The sequence below is a fragment of the Haliea salexigens DSM 19537 genome (assembly GCF_000423125.1).
GTDB classification, from domain to species: Bacteria; Pseudomonadota; Gammaproteobacteria; order Pseudomonadales; family Halieaceae; genus Haliea; species Haliea salexigens.
Map to the genome: position 1 here is coordinate 235,296 of NZ_AUHJ01000003.1, position 19,641 is coordinate 254,936.

General features: G+C 63.0%; 18 protein-coding genes. 5 read left to right on the top strand and 13 right to left on the bottom strand.

Annotation, left to right across the window (positions count from 1 at the left end; genetic code table 11):
* Positions 1–42 precede the first annotated feature (42 nt).
* From gspK to gspC, 9 genes are read right to left on the bottom strand one after another with little or no spacing between them, the layout of a single operon-like run.
* Complete coding sequence (gene gspK / locus G533_RS20620) at positions 43–1,074, bottom strand: type II secretion system minor pseudopilin GspK (RefSeq protein ID WP_084638810.1); 1,032 nt, start codon at positions 1,072–1,074, stop codon at positions 43–45.
* Complete coding sequence (gene gspJ / locus G533_RS0105350) at positions 1,049–1,699, bottom strand: type II secretion system minor pseudopilin GspJ (RefSeq protein WP_027949080.1); 651 nt, start codon at positions 1,697–1,699, stop codon at positions 1,049–1,051. Before gspJ ends, gspK begins: the two co-directional genes overlap by 26 nt.
* Positions 1,689–2,117, bottom strand: a complete 429-nt coding sequence (gene gspI / locus G533_RS23335) for a type II secretion system minor pseudopilin GspI (protein ID WP_240472378.1) — start codon at positions 2,115–2,117, stop codon at positions 1,689–1,691. Before gspI ends, gspJ begins: the two co-directional genes overlap by 11 nt.
* A 16-nt stretch (positions 2,118–2,133) precedes the next feature.
* Positions 2,134–2,736 carry a GspH/FimT family pseudopilin gene (locus tag G533_RS0105360; RefSeq protein ID WP_051229992.1) on the bottom strand — a complete coding sequence of 201 codons (603 nt, stop codon included), beginning with the start codon at positions 2,734–2,736 and terminating at the stop codon, positions 2,134–2,136.
* Between the two features lie 4 nt (positions 2,737–2,740).
* Complete coding sequence (gene gspG, locus G533_RS0105365) at positions 2,741–3,190, bottom strand: type II secretion system major pseudopilin GspG (protein ID WP_027949082.1); 450 nt, start codon at positions 3,188–3,190, stop codon at positions 2,741–2,743.
* A 4-nt stretch (positions 3,191–3,194) separates the two neighbouring features.
* On the bottom strand, positions 3,195–4,415 hold the full coding sequence (gene gspF / locus G533_RS0105370; protein ID WP_027949083.1) for a type II secretion system inner membrane protein GspF: 1,221 nt from the start codon (positions 4,413–4,415) through the stop codon (positions 3,195–3,197).
* A gap of 14 nt (positions 4,416–4,429) precedes the next feature.
* A complete protein-coding gene (gene gspE / locus G533_RS0105375) occupies positions 4,430–5,935 on the bottom strand; it encodes a type II secretion system ATPase GspE (RefSeq protein ID WP_027949084.1) in 1,506 nt (501 codons plus the stop codon).
* Positions 5,935–7,962: a type II secretion system secretin GspD gene (gspD, locus tag G533_RS0105380; RefSeq protein WP_035526542.1), complete on the bottom strand. Its 2,028-nt coding sequence runs from the start codon at positions 7,960–7,962 to the stop codon at positions 5,935–5,937. Before gspD ends, gspE begins: the two co-directional genes overlap by 1 nt.
* Positions 7,963–8,007: 45 nt before the next feature.
* Complete coding sequence (gspC, locus tag G533_RS0105385) at positions 8,008–9,048, bottom strand: type II secretion system protein GspC (protein WP_051229993.1); 1,041 nt, start codon at positions 9,046–9,048, stop codon at positions 8,008–8,010.
* 217 nt (positions 9,049–9,265) lie between these two features.
* Between gspC and cysK the strand changes: the two genes are divergently transcribed.
* On the top strand, positions 9,266–10,234 hold the full coding sequence (gene cysK / locus G533_RS0105390) for a cysteine synthase A (RefSeq protein ID WP_027949087.1): 969 nt from the start codon (positions 9,266–9,268) through the stop codon (positions 10,232–10,234).
* A 12-nt stretch (positions 10,235–10,246) separates the two neighbouring features.
* On the opposite strand, the gene G533_RS0105395 is transcribed toward cysK, so the two are convergent.
* Positions 10,247–10,846 (bottom strand): GNAT family N-acetyltransferase, encoded by a 600-nt coding sequence (locus tag G533_RS0105395; RefSeq protein ID WP_205622550.1) that lies wholly within the window; start codon positions 10,844–10,846, stop codon positions 10,247–10,249.
* On the bottom strand, positions 10,843–11,826 hold the full coding sequence (locus tag G533_RS0105400; protein WP_027949089.1) for a quinone oxidoreductase family protein: 984 nt from the start codon (positions 11,824–11,826) through the stop codon (positions 10,843–10,845). Before G533_RS0105400 ends, G533_RS0105395 begins: the two co-directional genes overlap by 4 nt.
* 168 nt (positions 11,827–11,994) lie before the next feature.
* Here G533_RS0105400 and G533_RS0105405 point away from each other — a divergent pair, with 168 nt between their 5' ends.
* Positions 11,995–13,320 (top strand): DEAD/DEAH box helicase, encoded by a 1,326-nt coding sequence (locus G533_RS0105405; protein ID WP_035526545.1) that lies wholly within the window; start codon positions 11,995–11,997, stop codon positions 13,318–13,320.
* Positions 13,321–13,324: 4 nt separating this feature from the next.
* On the opposite strand, the gene G533_RS0105410 is transcribed toward G533_RS0105405, so the two are convergent.
* Complete coding sequence (locus G533_RS0105410) at positions 13,325–15,379, bottom strand: S9 family peptidase (RefSeq protein ID WP_051229994.1); 2,055 nt, start codon at positions 15,377–15,379, stop codon at positions 13,325–13,327.
* 60 nt (positions 15,380–15,439) lie between these two features.
* Between G533_RS0105410 and prlC the strand changes: the two genes are divergently transcribed.
* Entirely contained in the window at positions 15,440–17,470 is a 2,031-nt protein-coding gene (gene prlC, locus G533_RS0105415; protein WP_027949092.1) for an oligopeptidase A, read from the top strand.
* A 7-nt stretch (positions 17,471–17,477) separates the two neighbouring features.
* Here the strand turns inward: prlC and G533_RS0105420 are convergent, their stop codons facing one another.
* Positions 17,478–17,960: a 6-pyruvoyl trahydropterin synthase family protein gene (locus G533_RS0105420; RefSeq protein ID WP_027949093.1), complete on the bottom strand. Its 483-nt coding sequence runs from the start codon at positions 17,958–17,960 to the stop codon at positions 17,478–17,480.
* A gap of 189 nt (positions 17,961–18,149) precedes the next feature.
* On the opposite strand from G533_RS0105420, the gene G533_RS0105425 reads away from it, so the two are divergent.
* Positions 18,150–18,851, top strand: a complete 702-nt coding sequence (locus tag G533_RS0105425; protein WP_027949094.1) for an SDR family oxidoreductase — start codon at positions 18,150–18,152, stop codon at positions 18,849–18,851.
* A 1-nt stretch (position 18,852) separates the two neighbouring features.
* Positions 18,853–19,641, top strand: coding sequence for a queuosine precursor transporter (locus G533_RS0105430; protein WP_027949095.1), 789 nt, complete (start codon positions 18,853–18,855; stop codon positions 19,639–19,641).

Here is a 19,641-nt window from a genome sequence, read left to right on the forward strand (position 1 = left end):
GAGTTTTCTCCGTTGTCATCAATCCGGGGAATGGGGAGCGGGTCACAGGCTGCCCATCGCTCGCACGATTGGCCGCACCTCGCGCTTGTCGCGCTGCAGGACACTGTACAAGCGCATCTTGCGCTCGGCAACTTCCACCTCCGCAGACAGCAGGAACCAGGAGGAGCTTTCCCCCAACAGGCTACCCGCGTCGGTCATGGTCTTCTCGCCGAAAACGGAATTGGCGAGGAAAGTCTCAAGGTCGGCAAACCCGCCTTCCTCCTGCTGCGTCTGCCAAAGTGCTTCGCCCTGGGCTTCGCTGAGGGGGACAAGCTCGCCGTCACCGTTGATCGCGCGCAGCAAGGGCAGCGATGCCGTGTGAATATTAAGCGGTGCCGGTGTGCGCGGCCAGACCGTGACCCACGGCGCCAGTGCAACATACAGTTGCGGTGTCATGTTGGCGACCGCACGCAGTTCGCTGACGCTCGCCATGGGGTGGTTGGCCGCGCGGTAGGCGGGCGTCTGCCCGGTGTAAACATCATCCTCCGCGCCGAAGGCAAGGGGAATGCTGTCCTCGTCAAGCCAGTCGCCGATAGCACGCGTGACCGCCACCGCCTCGGCCTGCCCAAGCGCAGCTTCCGGCAGTGCCTGCAGCAGGCGGATGAAAAAGGCCTCGGCGGGAGTGAAGCGCTCGCCCGCCTCTCCCGGCTCAATGGGCGCCAGCGCATTGAGGTTGAAGCGCCCCTGCAGGTCCTGCAGCGACCCGACAAGCCAACCGCCCTCGTCCAGTGGATACGGGGTCGCCTGCTGCGCCCAGATTTCATTCCTGTCATCGCGCGGCTGCGCACGGGACTGGTCGGCGTCGTGATCCATCACCAGGGCCACCGCGGCAAGCTCCTCTGCTCCGCGCAGGTACGCGTATCCCTGATCCTGTAAAAACAGGTTCGCGCCCCGCTGCGCAAACAGGGCGAACTCACGCTGCATGGCGACCATAAGGGCAGCGCACAGCCCGAACACCAACAGGGCGACCACCAGCGCCACGCCGCGCTCCGCCAGCGCCGTCCCGGGGCTACAACGGCGGCGGTGGTAATTCATACAACATCCGCAGGTCGCCGAGATCATCCAGTTCCAGCGTCAGTTCCAGCGCCGCCGGGGGCGCCAGTGTAGCGTTCGGCTGACTGGTATCCACCACCCAGTTGTCAGGCCAGTTGCGCGTATCAACCTCAGTGCCCCGGGCGCCCGGCTGCAAGGCCGCCACCGAGGCCAGAAACGTGATCTGAACCCCTGTCACCCCCTCCAGCAAGCGCACCCGCTGCGGCTCGGTCGAACCCGCACGGTCCAGCACGGCATAGCTCTCGCGCCACAGGCTGTCTTCCTGCCACACATAGTTGACCCGCTGCAGCGTGCTGCGCGGCTGATCCGTCGGGTTATGCCAGCCGGTGCGGGTGAAGCTGAGCAGAAAGCGCGCTGCCGGACCACCCATCAGGGCCGGCTCCTGGTCACCGAACTCATCCCGGACGGGGCGGTCGACGAAATGTCGCAGGTCGCGCTGCAGTATCTGCAGGGCACGATTCAACTCCCACGTGCGCTCAGCAACCCCGCGGGTACTCTCGACGCCGTTGATAACGGTAGACAGGCCGGTGTACGCCACCGCAGCCACGAAAGCCGTTATCGCCAATGCGATCAGCACTTCCACCAGGGTAAAGCCGCTAACTCGCAAAACGGAAACCCCCTGCCCGCTGCCGCGCCACGATGCCCTGCCGCTCGCCACCCGGCGCGGCGAGGAAAGCAACCAGGGAATAGAGCAGCGGCCCGCCATCCTCCTCCCCGGCACGCACAGTAATTTCCACCCGGTAGAAACCCTGCACCTGGGTGGGCGTGCTTTCCAGCCGCCAGTGCCAGGGGCGGCCGGCAAACTCCTCACTGCCGCTGTCGGAGCCCCGCAACAGCTCACCCCGTGCGGCGCTCAACAGGCGCAACTCCACCAGCTTGTTGTTGGCTACCAGCTGAGCCAGCGACTTGTCACGCAAGTAGCCGGTGCCGTCCACCTGCTGATGCAGGGCGAACAACAACGCGGGCAGGGCCAGCGCCACGATCGCCAGTGCCACCATCACCTCCACCAGCGTGAAGCCACGCACGCTCCGGGCCCGGCAACTAGCGCGAGGGATACGCGTCATCGACCTCACCGCGGGGCAACATGGTCATACGCCCCAGCAAGTCCCACTCCAGCCGCCAGAGCACCTCCGCCGTGTCTCGAGCGCGCCACTCCAGCGCGCCCGGCGCCACTTCGCCACTGGCGTAGAACACCACCTGGGGTGCGGCGTCCTCGGCCAGCGGCGCAGCCAGCAAATCAGCAGTGGGGATATCATCCAGCAGCAACACCAGTTCGACCTCCGCAGGCAGCGTACGCGGCGCCAGCACCTCGCGCGCCAGCGCCGGTGACCGCCAGCCCTCGGCACGCCGCTCACGCCAGTCGTAGAGGTATTGAGTTTGCGCACCACGCGCATCCACCGCCAGCACCAGGCCCATGTCCCGCCCCGCCATCTGCGCCTCTTCCAGGGCGAACTCCGCGACATTGCGCAACTCACGCACCTGGGACTCAAGCACCTGTTGCTGTCCGCCATCACCCACGTTGAGGGTGGCAAGCGACGTCATCAGCACAATCACAAACAGAACAACCAGCAGTTCAACCAGGCTGAAAGCGCGACACCGTGCGGCACACGGCCGTGACAACCACGCGCCCACCTGCCGCTGCATGGAATCAGTCCTGTTCCTTCCAGTTGCCGATATCGGCGTTCTGGCCTTCGCCTCCCGACAGGCCATCGGCGCCGAGGCTGTAAATATCCACTTCACCGTTTTCGCCCGGGCTCAGAAACAGGTAGGGGCGCCCCCAGGGATCCAGCGGCACTTCCGGCAGGTAACCACCGTCCTTGAAATTACGTGGCTGCGGATCGAGATTGCTCGCCTCGACCAGCGCATCGAGGCCCTGCTCGGTGGTTGGATAGACGTAGTTGTCGAGGCGATAGATTTTCAGCGCGGTCTCGATCGCCTTGAAATCGGCGTGAACTTTCTGGATGCGCGCTTCATCCGCCCGGTTGAGCACCGTGGGTGCCACAACACTGATCAGCAGCCCCATGATCACCAGCACCACCAGAATTTCCACCAGCGAGAAACCGCTGTGCGCCCGCCTTGCTGTCGTCGGCAATTTCATATCACTATCGCACCATCGTATTGAGATCAAAAATCGGCAACAGAATGGCCATGACTATGACCAACACCATGCCGCCCATAAACACCACGAGCAGGGGTTCGAGCAGGCTCATGAGTGTTCCCAGTGTCATTTCCAGTTCGCGCTCCTGATTGCTGGCCGATCGCGCCAGCATGGTTTCCAGTTCGCCACTGGCTTCGCCGCTGGCCACCATGTGCACCATCATCGGCGGGAACCGGCCATTCTCTCGCAGCGCTCGGTGCAGGCTGCTCCCCTCCTGCACCCGCTCAGCCACGCGGGCACTGTCTTCTCGCAGCACCAGGTTGGTCAACACCTGCCCGGCAATGCGCAGCGACTCCAGCAGGGGCACCCCGCTGGCCATGAGAATGCTCAGGGTCGAAGCAAAACGCGCCGTGTCCATCGCTATCACCAGCCGGGAGAAACCCGGCACGCGCAGCAACAGGGCATGCCAGCGCCGGCGACGCTGAGGCTGGCGCAGCCAGCGCCGCAGCCCGAACACCAAAAGCACCACGGCCACCAGCACCCACAGCGCGTAGTCGCGCGAAAAATCGCTGGCGACAATCAAGCCTCGGGTCAGCAGTGGCAACTCGCGGTTGGTGTGCGCAAAAATGCCGATCAGCTCCGGTACGACAAAAATCATCAGTGCCACAACCACCGCCAGCGCCACGGCGATCAGGATAAACGGATAGATCATGGCCATTTTCAGCTTTTGCGCGGTGTACTGGCGCTGTTCGTTGTAATCGGCCAACTGCGCCAGCACCGGACCGAGAAAACCCGCATGCTCCCCGGCGTTGACCATGGCCCGGTACATTTCGTTGAACACCAGCGGGAACTCACCCATGGCATAGGCGAGCGTATGACCCTCCGCGACCCTGGAGCGCACCTGCAACAACAGCCCCTGCGTCCGGCCCTTGCGGCTCTGCTCGGCGGCTGCCTGCAAACATTCGTCCAGCGGCAAATTGGACTGCACCAGTGTGGCGAGCTGCCGGGTCACCAGCGCCAGTTCGGCAACACTGATACGCGGCTGCAGAAACGACCACCCTGAACGCGGCTTGCTCTCCGCCTGGCGGTTTGCCACCACAACGTCAACCGGGCGCAGCTTCTGCGTGCGCAGCTGGCCGCGCACCTGGCGCTCGGAATCACCTTCGAGCACGCCCTTGACCAGCTTGCCGCTGGCATCCAGTGCCCGGTAACGATATGCGGTCATAAGCGCCTATCGGCTCAGGTGACAGCGGTGACGCGCAGCACTTCTTCGATGCTGGTTTCACCGCTCAGGATGCGCCGGCGACCGTCCTCCTGAATCCCCGGATAGTGCTTGCGCGCTTCGAGCAGCATCTGCTGCTCGCTCGCGCCCTCGTGAATCATCAGGCGCAGCGCGTCCGTCACCTCGATAAGTTCATAGATACCTGTGCGCCCACGGTAGCCGCCGAAATTGCACTGCTCGCACCCCTTGGCCCGATAGACACTGACCGCTGCCGTGGTATCCGCAGAGAGTCCCAGTAGCGTGCGCTCGGAATCTGCCAGTTGATGTGGCTCCTTGCAGTCGCGGCAAAGCAACCGCACCAGACGCTGGGCCATCACGCCAATCAGGCTTGATGACAGCAGGAAAGGCTCAATACCCATGTCCTGCAGACGCGTCACCGCGCCGATGGCGGTATTGGTGTGCAGCGTGGACAGCACCAGGTGGCCGGTGAGGGACGCCTGCACCGCGATTTCCGCCGTTTCCAGGTCGCGAATCTCGCCGACCATCACCACGTCAGGGTCCTGCCGCAGAATAGCCCGCAGGCCGCGCGCAAAGGTCATGTCGACCTTGGGATTGACCTGCGTCTGCCCCACACCTGGCAGCATGTACTCCACCGGGTCTTCTATGGTGAGGATATTGCGCGTGGCCTGGTTGATATGCGACAGGCCGGCATACAGCGTTGTGGTTTTACCCGACCCCGTGGGGCCGGTTACCAGGATGATGCCGTGTGGACTGCGCAGAGCCTTTTCATAACTGTGCAGCACCTGCTCATTCATATTCAATTGCCGCAGTTCCAACTGCCCGGCCTGCTTGTCCAGCAGGCGCAGCACCACGCGTTCACCGTGGGCAGAGGGCATGGTCGACATGCGGATATCAATGGCGTGCCCGGCTATTCGCACGGAAATGCGGCCATCCTGGGGCACCCGCTTTTCGGCGATGTCCAGCTTCGCCATCACTTTCAGCCGCGACACCAGCAGCGGCGCCAGCATCCGCTTCGGGGACAGCACCTCCGCCAGCACGCCATCCACCCGATAGCGCACGCTGAGCCGGTCCTCGAAGGTTTCAATATGGATGTCCGAGGCCTGCTCACGCACGGCCTGGGAGAGGATGGCGTTGATCAGACGAATGATGGGCGCATCGTCCTCGGCGTCCATCAAATCGCCCGCGTCCGGTATTTCATCGGCGAGACGGCTGAGGTCGACGTCGGCACTGATGTCTTCCGCCATCTGCACCGCCGCGTTGTTGTCGCGTTGGTAAGCGCGGGAGAGGCGCCGCTGGAACTCGGCATCCGACACCGTCTCGCATTCGAACGGGGCGCCCAGCCAGCGACGAATCTCCAGCAACAAGGGGGCCTCAAGAGGGCCACGGTGCACGAGCACCGCTCCCTGCGCCCGGTTATCAACCAGCACGCCAAACTGCTTGGCAAACCCGAAGGGCAGGTTTGCCCTCGGCGGCTCGGGCACCGCGACCTCCGCGGAGGTCATCAGTCGGCCTCCACAGCCGCCGGCGTGTTACCCGACTCGTCGCGGATTTCCTCCAACTGCCGGATTTGTTCTTCCCACTCGGGCAATACCGGCACGCTGCTGTCATCAAGGAACATCAGGCCCCGCTCGCGACGCAGCACCTGCTGGTCGCGGATATAGCGGTACTTGTCTGCCGTGGCGCCGGCGAGTTGTTCGTCATCGCGAATGATCGTGGGCCGAATGAAAATAAGCAGGTTGGTTTTAATGACCTGTACTGCGTCATTGCGGAACAGGCGCCCGAGCAGCGGAATATCGCCGAGCAGCGGCACCTTCTGGCTGGCGTCCTGCACATCGTCCTTGATCAGACCGCCGAGCACCACAACGCGTCCATCCGCCGCCAACACCTTGGTTTGCAGTACGCGCTCGTTGGTGATCAGGTCAGACGCCTGTAACACCACGGACGTGTTGCTGAGACTGGAGACTTCCTGGGAGATATCCAACACCACAGAGTCTCCCTCGTTGATGTGGGGCGTCACCTTGAGCGTAATGCCCACATTCTCCCGCTCAATGGTCTGGAACGGGTTTTGTGCACCATCGCCGGTACCGGTGCTGGTAAATGAACCGGTCACAAACGGCACGTTCTGGCCCACGGTGATGTAGGCTTCCTGATTGTCCAGCGTCAGCAGGCTGGGTGTTGACAGGATGTTGGCGTTGGATTTCTCCTTCAGGGCGTTGAGAATCACGGTCATCGACAGATTGTCATCAATCACGCCCCAGCCCAGGGAAACACCCGGTGACTGAGCCAGCGCGCCCGCCAGGGCGCCCACGTTGAAGTCGCCCGTGGTCACGCCGCCGTCGGTCCCGTCACCGCCATCTTCCGGCAGAATGGCCCCGGCTATGCGTCGCGCCCGCGCATCGTCAGCACTGATACTGCTGCCGAAAAAGCCGTTGTCGTTGGCAAACAGCCACTGCAGGCCCAGATCCTGGCCGTCACGCACTTCCATCTCGACGATGATGGCCTCCACCAGCACCTGGGCGCGGCGTATGTCGAGGCGCGCCACAACCGCCTCCAGCGCCGCCATCTTGTCGGTCGGCGCGGTAATAATCAGGGCATTGGTATTGGCGTCGGCCTCGATGGTCGCGCTGGTTTCAGATGCACGCTGCGCGCGCCCCGCCTCGCCGGCATCCACCCGGCCGATGTTCTGCATGACCTTGGTCAGCACCTCGGCAATGTCCTCCGCCTTGGCGTACTCCAGGTAGATCACCTTTACGTTGCCGCTTTGCTCGAGAGGCGTGTCGAGATAGCGGATCAGCTGCGTCATGCGCGCACGCTCCAGCTCATCGGCACTGATCAACACACTGTTGGTGCGCGCATCCGCTACCAGCATGACCTCAACCTCATTGCCCTGCTGCGCCTCTGAGGTGTTGAGCTGGTCGAGCATACGCACCACGTCTTCAGCGACGCCATAGCGCAGCTTGATGACCTCGGTCTCCTGCGTTGCCGTGCGGTCCATGCGCTCGATGATCGCCGCGATGCGATCAATGTTGGAGGCCACATCCGAAATGATAATGGCATTGCTCGGCGCGTACGCCGCCATATGTGCCTGTTGCGGCACCAGGGGCCGCAGCACGGGTATCAGCTTGGCGGCGGAAATGTTCTTCAGGCGCATGACCTGCGTGACATATTCGTCATTGCCGCGCCGTCCCTCGTCGTCGCGCACCGTCACCGGTGCCGAGCGGGCGTCTTTGCTCTGTATCACCCGCACTACCCCGCCGGAGCGGACTGCGGTGTAACCATGCACTTCCAGTATGGACAGGAAGAGATCATAGAGCTCAGTGCGCGACACCGGCTTGGAGGACACCACCTTGACCTTGCCCTTGACTGCCGGGTCCACCACGATCGTGATGTCGGTCGCCTCCGCCACGAACTTGATCAGCTCCTGAATATCGGCCTCTTTCAGGTTGACCGTGAAATCCTGGGCGCTCGCGACAGCTGCCCACAGGGCAGCCAGCAGATAAAACAGCGGTACTCGCAGTGCCCGCAACATGGTTCTCACTGATTCTATGTCCTTAACCGAATAGCCGTGACTCTATCACCGATCCGTCGACGCAGCATCAAGGCTCACACTGAGTGCCACCGCTTCACCGGCGCGCAGTAGCTCGAACGAGACCTCGCTTGCGGAGCGCATGGCCTGGTAGAGCCGCATGGTGTTTGCCGGATCTGACAGGGACAGGCCATTCACCGCCAGCACAAGGTCACCGGCGCGAAATCCCAGCTGCTCGAACTGCGCCCGATCCCGTCCCGGTGTCACCCGATAGCCCTGCAGGGCGCCCTCCTCGCGCACCGCGCTGATGCGCACCAGATCGGCCAGTGACTGGGGGTCCTCATACAGCTGGTCGCGATAGCCCGCCGCCAGCGCCGCGGATTCCGCATCGCTGCGCCGGTCGATAACCGCGGCCGCAACCGGCGCCGTGCGCGTGTCACCGGCAGCCATTGCGCGGCGCCCCGTGAGCTGCGCATCAAGTTCGTTTGGAGGGTACAGGCGCAGAAGCTCGTAGGTGCCGCCGTTGTCCAGAACCACCTGCTGCGGCATGACCTTGGCCAGCACCACATTGCCGCCGACAGGCAACTCGTCGTCCACGGAATAAATTGCCTGCCGGCCGCGATACTCAATCACCGCGCTGCCCTCACCGGCTGCATTGAAGGCAATGATGCCACGGAGGGTAAGCTCGAGCCGGCTTTCCCGGGCTCCTCGCTCGATACCCTCGCGGGCTGCACGCGCCTCGCTGGGGAGTGGGGCCACCTCTTCCACCACGGATCCTGCGCCGGGCTCACCGAACAGCGCCCAGCCACGCAGTGCCTCAATGTCTACAGGCGTTCGCTCGCCGGGCGCTGAGATTGCCTCCGCCGGGGGATTGATAACGCCACCCGACAACGCTGTTGCTGGCGCTGCGGGGAACAGCGCCCAGAACAACTGCGCCAGTGCCGCCATCAGCCAGCATACCGCGAGTGCCAGCACACCCCGGCGCAACCAGCGCACACAGCGCGGCTCTGCCAGCATCGCCAGCAGCCGCTGCGCACCGGCCACCCACTTCCCTGCAACGCTGCCCTGATTCAGTGAACCTGCGGCCAATGCTCTCTCCCGGTGTGCCACCGTCCGCCGGCGGCGGCCTCATGGATGTAACGGCCCGATTATAGGGTGCGCCATTAAAAGATAAAACCGTGACGGTTGCGTGACAGGCAGATGACAAGGGCATGACAGCCGACACGGCCGCAAGGCGGCCAATGGACAGCGACAGGCCAGTTGACTACCCTTGCTCGCAGCTGACCCCCTTTCAGGAGCACGACCGATGGGACGTATTTTCAACGACAACTCGGAAACCATTGGCGGCACACCACTGGTTCGCATCAACCACATAAGCACCGGCAACGTTTATGCCAAGCTGGAGAACCGGAATCCGGCGATGTCGGTGAAGTGTCGCATCGGCACAAGCATGGTGCTGGCGGCGGAGCGCGACGGCAGCCTCCAACCCGGCATGACCATTGTCGAGCCCACCAGCGGCAACACCGGCATCGCCCTGGCGTTTGTGGCGTCCGCTCGCGGCTACGGTTGTACCCTGACGATGCCCAACACCATGAGCCTGGAACGGCGCAAACTGATGAAGGCACTCGGCGCCGAGATCATCCTCACCGACGGCAGCAAGGGTATGCCCGCCGCGATTGCCCGGGCCGAGGAAATCATTGCCTCCGAGCCCGGCCGTTATTGGGGTGCACGGCAGTTCGAGAACCCCGCCAACCCGGCCATTCACGAGAGCACGACCGGGCCGGAAATCTGGCAGGATACCGAGGGCGCGATTGATATCCTGGTGGCCGGCGTGGGCACGGGCGGCACGCTGACCGGGATCTCCCGCTACATCAAGGGCAGCGCCGGCAAGGCCATACAAACAGTCGCCGTCGAGCCTGCGAGCACAACGGTGATTACCGCGGCCAAAGCCGGCGCCGAACCTTCCCATGCACCGCACAAGATCCAGGGTATCGGTGCCGGTTTCCTGCCCGGCAACCTGGACCTGGCCATGGTCGACCGCGTGGAACAGGTCAGCAACGACGACGCCATGGCCTGGGCACACAAGCTCATGCAACAGGAAGGCATTCTTGCCGGGGTGTCCTGTGGCGCGGCGATGGCCGTGGCTGATCGCGTGTCGAGGGAGCCTGCCAATGCCGGCAAGATGGTGGTGGTGATCCTGCCGGATTCAGGCGAGCGCTACCTGAGTGCAGCCCTGTTCGAGGGTCGTTTCAGTGATAACGAAATGGTGCAGTGAAAGGGGCGCGGTTCAGCGCCCCTCACGCAACTGTGCCAGGCGGCGCTTGACTGCCGGCCACTCGGTATCCAGCACGCTGAAGTAGACCGAATCCCGGGAAAAGTCGTTCTGCACAATACGGTGCTTGCGCAGCACCCCTTCGCGCATGGCGCCGATGCGCTCCAGCGCACGCTGTGATCGCAAATTGCGTGCGTCCGCCTTGAACTCCACCCGCAAACACCGCAGCCGTTCAAAGGCGTGACGCAGCAGCAGCAGTTTAGCCTCGGTGTTGACCCCGGTGCGCTGCCACTCCTGGCCCAGCCAGGTCCAGCCGATTTCCAGGCTGCGATGCTCCGGCAGCATGTTCAGATAGCGCGTACTGCCCACCACCTTGCCTTTCGCGTTCTCGACAATGGCCCAGGCTTGCTCACCGGGCGCACTGGTGGCCTCGTCGATCCAATGACGGGTATCCGCCAGATCGATAAAACAGCCGCGCGGCATGAATGCCCAGTCCGCTGCGTGACAGCCGCGCAAAAACAATCCCTGGGCGTGCTGCTGGGTAAGCGGCTCCAGCCTGACCAACTCCCCACGCAGAACCGTGTTACCGGCATCGGGGCCCGGCGGCATGCTCATGGCAGTATGATCGTCGAACCGGTGGTCACCCGTCCCTCGAGGTCGCGGTGGGCGCGTGCAACGTCAGCCAAGGGGTAGCGCTGACCAATCGTCACGGTCAATACGCCCGCCAGTAATCGATCGAACACTGCGGCGGACGACTGCCGCAACTCCTCCGTAGTGGCGGTGTAGGTCAGCAGCGTCGGGCGCGTCACATACAGCGACCCCAGGGTGGCGAGGGTCTGCAAATCCAGCGGTGCCGGCTTGCCGGAGGCGTTGCCGAAACTCACCAGCATACCCCGCGGCTGCAAACAGGCCAGCGATACGTCGAAGGTATCGCGGCCTACGCCGTCATAGACGACCGGCACGCCCTGCCCGTCAGTAAGCTCCCGTACGCGCTGGGCCACGTCTTCCTGCGCGTAATTGATCACATGGGCGTAACCCTGCGCCCGGGCGAGCTCCGCTTTCGCCTCTGAGCTAACAGTGCCAATCGCGTTGACACCCAGGCTCTTCGCCCACTGCCCGAACAACAGCCCCACGCCACCCGCCGCCGCATGAAACAGGCAGGTCTGGCCAGATTGCAGCGGAAACACCCGCTGCAACAGGAACTCTGTCGTCTGGCCCTTGAGCAAAGCTGCCGCGGCCGTTGCAAAATCGATGCCCTCAGGAATGGCGACCAGTCGCGCAGAGGGCAGATTCACCGCCTCGGCGTAGGCACCAAACAGGGCAGAGCAATAGGCCACGCGGTCACCCACGGCGAACTCCGCCCCCTCCCCCACCGCAGTCACCACGCCGGCAGCTTCCATACCCAGCCCACTGGGCAGCGGAATGGGATAGGCACCACTGCGGTGGTAGGTATCAATGAAGTTGAGCCCAATGGCCCGCTGAGCCACAGTCACCATGCCAGGCCCCGGTGGCGGCAGCTCAACATCGACCAGCTGCATGACCTCGGGCCCACCTGTGTGCTCAATGCGCACTGCCTTTACTGACTGTGTACTCATACAACCGTCTACTTGCCCTGTGTGAAACGCTAGTGTGCCAAACAAGCCCACTGAGGGAAACGGAAGTTTGCCTGCTGTCACGCGGTCGGGTATTGGCCTGTGGCATGCTACACTGCCCCCTTCACCTGCGCCGGCTACAGACCGGCGCCGCAGCCTGAGACTACCCATGTGTTAGAAGATCTTGCCCTTGACCGCAGCCTGCAACTGGCACTGGAAGACCTCGGCTTCGGCAAGCCGACGGCCGTGCAGCAGGATGTTATTCCGCTCGCCCTGAGCGGCAGTGACCTGCGTGTCAGCGCCCCGACCGGCAGTGGCAAGACACTCGCCTACCTGCTGCCCGGATTGCAGCGCCTGCTACAGGCACCACTGCCGACTGACGGCGGCACTTTGCTACTGGTGCTGGTGCCCACGCGAGAGCTTGCGCGCCAGGTTCTGAAAACGGCACGCCAGCTGCTGGGCAAAAGCACACTGCGTGCCGACGCCCTCACCGGCGGTGCCGACTTCAAATACCAGAAATCCCTGTTGCGCAAGAACCCGGAAGTGGTCATCGCGACGCCAGGGAGGCTGCTGGAGCATTGCGAGCATGGCAGCGCCGATCTGCGCGGCCTGCAAGTGCTGGTCATTGATGAAGCAGACCGCATGCTCGACCTGGGCTTTCGCGACGATGTGCTGAAAATTGCCGGCTTCTGCCCCGCCGAGCGCCAGACACTCCTCCTGTCTGCCACGCTGCACGCCCGCGGCCTGAGTGATATGAGCGCCGCCCTGCAGCAAGACCCGGTTGCTGTGAGCTGCGGCGACATCCGCAGCGCACACGAAAGTATTCACCACCAGCGCATCCTGGCCGACAGCCAGGAGCACAAGGACAAGCTGCTGCTCGCACTGCTGCATGACAGCGGTCGCAAGCAGCTGGTGTTTGCCAACAAACGCAGCACGGCGTCACGCCTGGCTGATTTTCTGCGCCACCACGGCCTGCGTGCGGGGTGCCTGCACGGCGAAATGACCACCGAGGAACGCAAGGCGATCGTGACGCGTTTTGAGCAGGGCGGCGTCAGCACCGTCACCGCCAGCGATGTCGCTGCGCGGGGGCTGGATATCCAGGGTATCGACACGGTCATCAACTACGACTTGCCGCGCAATGGCGACGACTACCTGCACCGCACCGGCCGCACCGGCAGGGCCGACAGCAAGGGTACCGCGATCTCGCTGGTGACCGCGGCTGACTGGAACCTCATGATCAGCATACAGCGCTACCTGAATATCACCATGGAACCGCGCGCCCTGGCCGGCCTGAAAGCGCGCTACGCGGGGCCAAAGAAGATGAAGTCGTCAGGCAAAGCCAGCGGCAGCAAGAAAAAGGCGCCGGTTGCTAAGAAGAAAGTACGCGCCCGCGACAGCAAGGCAAAAGGCAAGCCGCGCAAGACAACCAGCGCCTGGCCGGCGAACGACGGTTTCGCGCCGCTGATGAAAAAGCGGCGCGAGCCGAACGACGAATGAGCTTTCAGTCTACAGGCGTGGGCGCATAGCGCTCGAACCAGCCGAGAATAGCCGCCACCTTGGCGATGAGCTGGCTGGGACGACGGGCGATGGAGTGCGATGCGCCGGGGACCCGCACCATCGCGGTTTCGACACCACTCAGCTTCAAGGCCTGATAGTACTGTTCGGTTTCCGACATGGGCGTACGCAGGTCCTCCTCGCCTGTCAGCAGCAGCGTGGGTGTTGTCACGTTGCCGACCAGGGAAAGCGGTGAGCGCCGCCAGTAGGCCTCGGGGTTTTCCCAGGGCATGTCCCCAAACCAGTAGCGCGCAAAGACGGGTGACTGGTCCGCCGTCAGCACAAAGCTGGCCCAGTTGATCACCGGCTTGGCAACGACCGCCGCCCGAAAGCGCTGGGTTTTGCCGACTATCCATGCCGTCAGTGTGCCACCACCACTACCACCTGTGACGTACAATTGCTGCGGGTCCACATAGCCTTCGGCGATCACCGCATCAACGCCGGACATGAGGTCGTCGTAATCCTCGCCCGGATAGTTGTGGTGGATGAGATTGGCAAACTCTTCGCCGTAGCTGGTACTGCCTCGTGGATTCACATACAGCACAACGTAGCCGGCCGCCGCAAACAACTGCAACTCGGCCGCAAAGCGCGGACCGTAGTTGGCAAAGGGTCCGCCGTGAATTTCCAGTAGCAACGGATAGCGCTTTTGCGGGTCAAAATCCGGCGGGGTGACCACCCAGGCTTGAATATCACGTCCGTCAAACGAGGACGGATAGGTCAGTTCGCGTACCTCGCCGAGGGTGCGGTAACCAAGGAGATTGCTGTTCAGCGTGGTGAGCGTACTTAGGCGGTCACTGCCGACACGCCCAGCCTTCAACTCTGCCGGTGCCTGCGGGGTAACCGCGGTATACACAAAGCGGTCGCCGCCAACCGCGTAGTCAGCACCCGCGTAGGGACGACCGAGCTGCTTGCCACCGAGATCGCGGGCGAGGATGCGCATGCGGCCCTTGAGATCGGTCATGGCGAGATGCGTGTCGCCTCGATCGTCATAGTAAAAGAAGATGTGCTTGCCATCGGCGGACCACTGGGGGTGCTCAATGCTGCGATCAAGGTCCGGCAGCAACTCCCGACGCTGTTCGCCTGCCACGCTCATCACATAGAGCCTGTCCCGGTGATACCCCATCCCCTTGTCATCCCAACCGGTCCACGCCAGCCAGCGCCCGTCTGGCGATACGGTGACTTCCTTGTCCGGCCCCTGTCGATCGGTCAGGGGCGCCATGACGCCGGACTGCAGGTCAACCCGGTACAGCTCGGTATTCTGGGTATCCATTGCCCAGTCGGCGTGGCGATTGGCAGACAGGTACAGCGCCGAGCCATCGGCCGCCCAGGCAACTGCCCCCGTGTGGTTGAAATCACCGTGAGTCACCTGACGCGGACTGCCACCGGCAGCAGGCAGCACGAACACCTGCTCAAAGCCGTGGGGTTTGCTGCCACTGCCATCTGCACGATACACCGTGCGGTCTACCACCACCGGTGCCGCCGCCCACTGCGCACCGATCGGGGCTACGGGCACGTCTTCCACCGCTGGCGCAGGCGCCGGCACCAGCATACGGAACGCCAGCCACTCACCGTCCGGGGACCAGGTCAAACCCTGCGGCGCCCAGGGCAGCCGCGTGAGCTGCGCGGTCTGCGCGGAATCCAGCCAGCTCACGAACAGCTGCAAGCCCGTGTCATCGCGCCGTAAATAGGCAACGCGGTCCCCCGCCGGGGACAGGGCCGGCGAGCTGACCGAGTCCGGGCCCGTCACTACCGGGCGGTGCTCGCTGCCGTCGATGTTCATGCGCCAGAGGCTGGCCTGCGGCTGGTCGCGCATCATGTCCATGCTGTGGCGCAGGTACACCAGGCGACGCCCTTCCCGATCCAGCTGGGGGGACGTTGCCCAGGCCAACTGGAACACATCCCCGGCACTGAACGGTTCAGCGCTCGCCGCACCCGCCGGGGGCGCAAGTAACGCTACCGCAAGGGCCATCGCCCACAAACACCGGTTCGTTGGCTCTCTCATTCCGTCTCCCCACCACTATCCGTTAGACTGTACATACATTTCTCGGGACAACCTTTGATTATGACCAACCCGCTAATGGAAAAGAACCTCTTGCCGCCCTTTTCCGCCATTCGCGCGGAGCATGTGGAACCGGCCATACGCACCCTTATCGAACGCCACAAGGCACAGCTCAACGCTCTGCTTGCGCAGCCGGGGCCGCGCACCTGGGCGTCGCTGATTGCCCCCATTGAAGCAATGGATGATGAGCTGGCACAGTGCTGGTCACCGGTGGGACATTTAAACGGCGTGCTCAACAGCGAGGCGCTGCGCGCTGCCTACAAGGCCTGCCTGCCGCTGCTCTCCGAGTACCGCACCTGGGTGGGCCAGAACGCGGACCTGTATGCGGCCTATTGCGAGGTGGCACAAGGCGAGGACTTCAACGCTCTCGGCCAGGCCGAGCAGCAGGCAGTACACAACGCCCTGCGCGACTTCAAGCTGGCCGGCGTTGCGCTGCCCGAGACGAGCAAGAAGCGCTTCGGCGAGATACAGCAGCAGCTAGCCAAGCTCAGCAGCCAGTTCAGCGACAACGTCCTGGACGCCAGCAACGCCTGGAGCAAACAGGTTACCGCGGAGCAGCTGCAGGGCCTGCCCGCTTCGGCGATCGCCAGCGCGACACAAGCGGCACAGGAGCGCGACCTGGAGGGATGCCTGCTCACGCTCGACTTCCCCTCCGTGTTGCCGCTACTGACCTACTGCGACGATCGGGAGCTGCGCCGCGAAGTCTATCTGGCCAATGTTACCCGGGCATCGGACATTGGCCCGCACGGCGGCCAGTTCGATAACACACAGCTGATGGACGAGATTCTCGACCTGCGCCAGGAGCTCGCCCGCCTGTTGGGCTTCGCAAACTATGCCGAGTGTTCCCTGGCGACCAAGATGGCCGACAGCCCACTGCGCGTAGTCGAATTCCTCACCGAGCTGGCAGAGCGCTCCCGCGCCCAGGCACAAGCGGAGTGGCAGGAGCTGAGCCGGTTTGCCGCCAGCGAGCACAGCATCGAGCAACTCAAACCCTGGGATGTCACCTACTACAGCGAAAAACTGCGTCAGCGCACCTTCAGCATTGCGCAGGAAGAGTTGCGCCCCTACCTACCGGTGGAGCGCGTACTCAGCGGCCTGTTTGCAGTGGTACAGCGGCTCTATAACGTAACCGTGGAAGAGGTGCAGGATTTCGACAGCTACCACCCGGACCTGCGCCTGTTCGAGATTCAACAGGATGGTGAACCCCTGGCGCGCTTCTATCTCGACCTGTATGCCCGCAGCCACAAACGGGGTGGCGCATGGATGGACGACTGTCGCGTGCGCCGCGTGACCGACACCGGGTTGCAGCTGCCGGTAGCCTACCTGGTCTGCAATTTCACCGCCCCCGTGGGTGAGCAGCCCTCGCTGCTCACTGAAAATGAAATGGTGACACTGTTTCACGAATTCGGGCACGGCCTGCATCACATGCTGACCAAGCAGCATGTGGCCTCGGTGTCCGGCATTAACGGGGTAGCCTGGGATGCCGTCGAGCTGCCCAGCCAGTTTATGGAGAACTGGTGTTATCAACCCGAGGCGCTGGCCTTTATTTCCGGCCACGTGGACACCGGGGAGCCTCTGCCCCAGGCACTGCTGGATAAAATGCTGGCGGCACGCAACTTCCAATCAGGCATGCAGATGATGCGGCAACTGGAGTTCGCCCTGTTTGACTTCCAGCTCCACCAGCATTGGGGCGAGACGGGCGTCACCGTGCAGGGCACCCTGGATGCTGTGCGCGCACAGGTCGCCGTGATTCCGGCAGTGCCAGAAAACCGGTTCCAGCACGCGTTCAGCCACATTTTCGCCGGCGGTTATGCGGCAGGGTACTACAGCTACAAATGGGCCGAAGTGCTCTCCGCCGATGCCTTCGCGCGGTTTGAGGAGGAAGGTATTTTCAACCCTCTCACCGGCAGCGATTTCCGGCGACACATTCTGGAAGCGGGCGGCTCACAGGATGCCATGGCACTGTTCGTGGCGTTTCGCGGGCGCGAACCGGACGTAGAGCCCCTGCTGCGCCACAGTGGTATCGCGGCCTGATACGGCCTCAGGGCTTGTGCCAGCAGGCACAGCCCTTTTGCCCCGGCCCAGAGGCGACGCACAGCTCCACTTCCCGCAGGTCATCACCCTCTGAGGCGAGCAGCAACTGTTGCAGCAGGTAGCGGGAAAACTCCTCCACCGTCGCATTGCGCAGGGGCAACACGCGGGTGTCAGCCTTGAGAAAAAGCATCTCTTCGCGGGCGAAATGCACCCGGTAATAGTCTTCCGCGTCCTCTATGCGCTGATACGGCGAATCGCCGGCAAGCAAGAGGTACTCGTCCAGCGCATCGCAGAGCGACTTCAGGCGACGCTTGTAGACATTGTAGTCGGCGGCGAAGCCATTATCCCCCATGGGGGCGACAATCTTCGCCGACACGGAGTAATTGTGGCCATGCAAGCGTTCGCGCTCGGTCGCCGAAAAAATCGTGAAATGTGCCGCAGAGAACTTGTGGCTCTCTTTGTCGATGTACAGCGTGGTCAAACGCTCCATGAGAGACTTCCAGCCGATTGACGTTGAAACATTGTCACGACTCTACGCAGAATAGGCAAGGCTGGACCGGTGATGCACAATGGCGCTGGTCAGGCACAGCGCAAACTGAATTGCGGGTGCCTGCGTATTACCGACTGCACACGACCATCGGGGTAGCACCCCGGTGAGCGATATTCCAGGGGGAAATCCATGCACACTGCAATTATCACTGGCGCCAGCGTTGGTATTGGCCGCGCCACGGCGCAACGCTTTCTGGCGCTCGGCTACCGCGTCTACAACCTGTCCCGACGTGCCTGTCCGGAAGACGGCGTCGAAAATATCGCCTGTGACCTCGCCTCCGACGCCTCGATTAACGCCGCCTGCAGCACACTGCTGCCGGTCGTCAAAGACAGCGAAACCGTCTGCCTGCTGCACAACGCCAGCCAGATGCGCAAGGATGCCGTTTCCCACTGCAGCAGCGACAGCCTGCGCGAGGTCCTGGAAACCAACGTCGTGGCGTTGAACAGCGTCAACCAGCTGCTGCTACCTGCGCTGCCAGCGGGGTCCAGCCTGCTGTATATCGGCTCAACGCTATCCGAGAAGGCGGTCGCGGGCTCCTTCAGCTACGTGCTGAGCAAGCACGCCCAACTCGGCATGATGCGGGCAAGCTGCCAGGACCTGATGGGGACGGGCATTCACACAGCGCTGATCTGCCCGGGCTTTACCGACACAGAGATGTTACGCACGCATATCGGCAATAACCCCGAAGTGGTTGCGGCAATCGGCGGCATGAATGCCTATGGCCGACTGATCGACCCGGGTGAAATCGCCGAGCTGATTGTGTGGGCGCATGGCAACCCGGTGATCAACGGTGCCGTTCTGCACGCCAACCTGGGACAGAAGGAAGCCTGACATGACCGCCGCAGTCACCGTGTGGGAGCGCCGGGAGCGGGTTTTCCTGGTCCTGGCCGGCATTTTTCTCTGTGCGATGACGCTGCTGAATGTGATCGGCATCACCCGGTTTATCCAGCTTGGGCCCATGGCGCTGGCCGTGGGTGTGCTGCCCTACCCGCTCACTTTCCTCTGTACAGACCTGGTTTGTGAACTTTATGGGCGCGCCCGGGCCAACTTTCTGGTCAGCGTGGGCCTGGGGCTCAACTTCTTCATTCTGCTCGTCCTGTTCCTGGGCGATGCCATGCCCTCCGTGGGGCCAGAGGCCATGCCGCCGTGGCAGATTCTGCAACTGGCGGAGCCGGTGACGCTGCCCAGTGGTCAGGTGGTGAGCAACAGCATCGGGCTGTACCAGCTGATCTATGCGACAACCTCCGGCGCTGTGTTCGCCTCCATGCTCGCCTACATCGCCGCGCAGTACTGCGATGTGCAGCTGTTCCACTTCTGGAAACGGATAACCCGCGGCAAATATCTGTGGGTTCGCAACAATTTCAGCACGCTGATGAGCCAGATGGTGGACTCGGTGATGGTTATCACCGTCACCTTTGGTGCGGCATTCCTGCGCGGTGACATCGCTTTCCAGGCCCTGTTGGTCCTGATAGGCAGCAACTACGTGTTCAAGGCAGCGGTTGCACTGCTCGATACCGGCCCGTTCTATGTGCTGGTGCACTACCTGCGCCGCTACCTGGAACTCGGGCCCGAGGATTATGCCGTGCCCGGGGGCAGGTCGGACGGGGTCACGGTCGAGTAA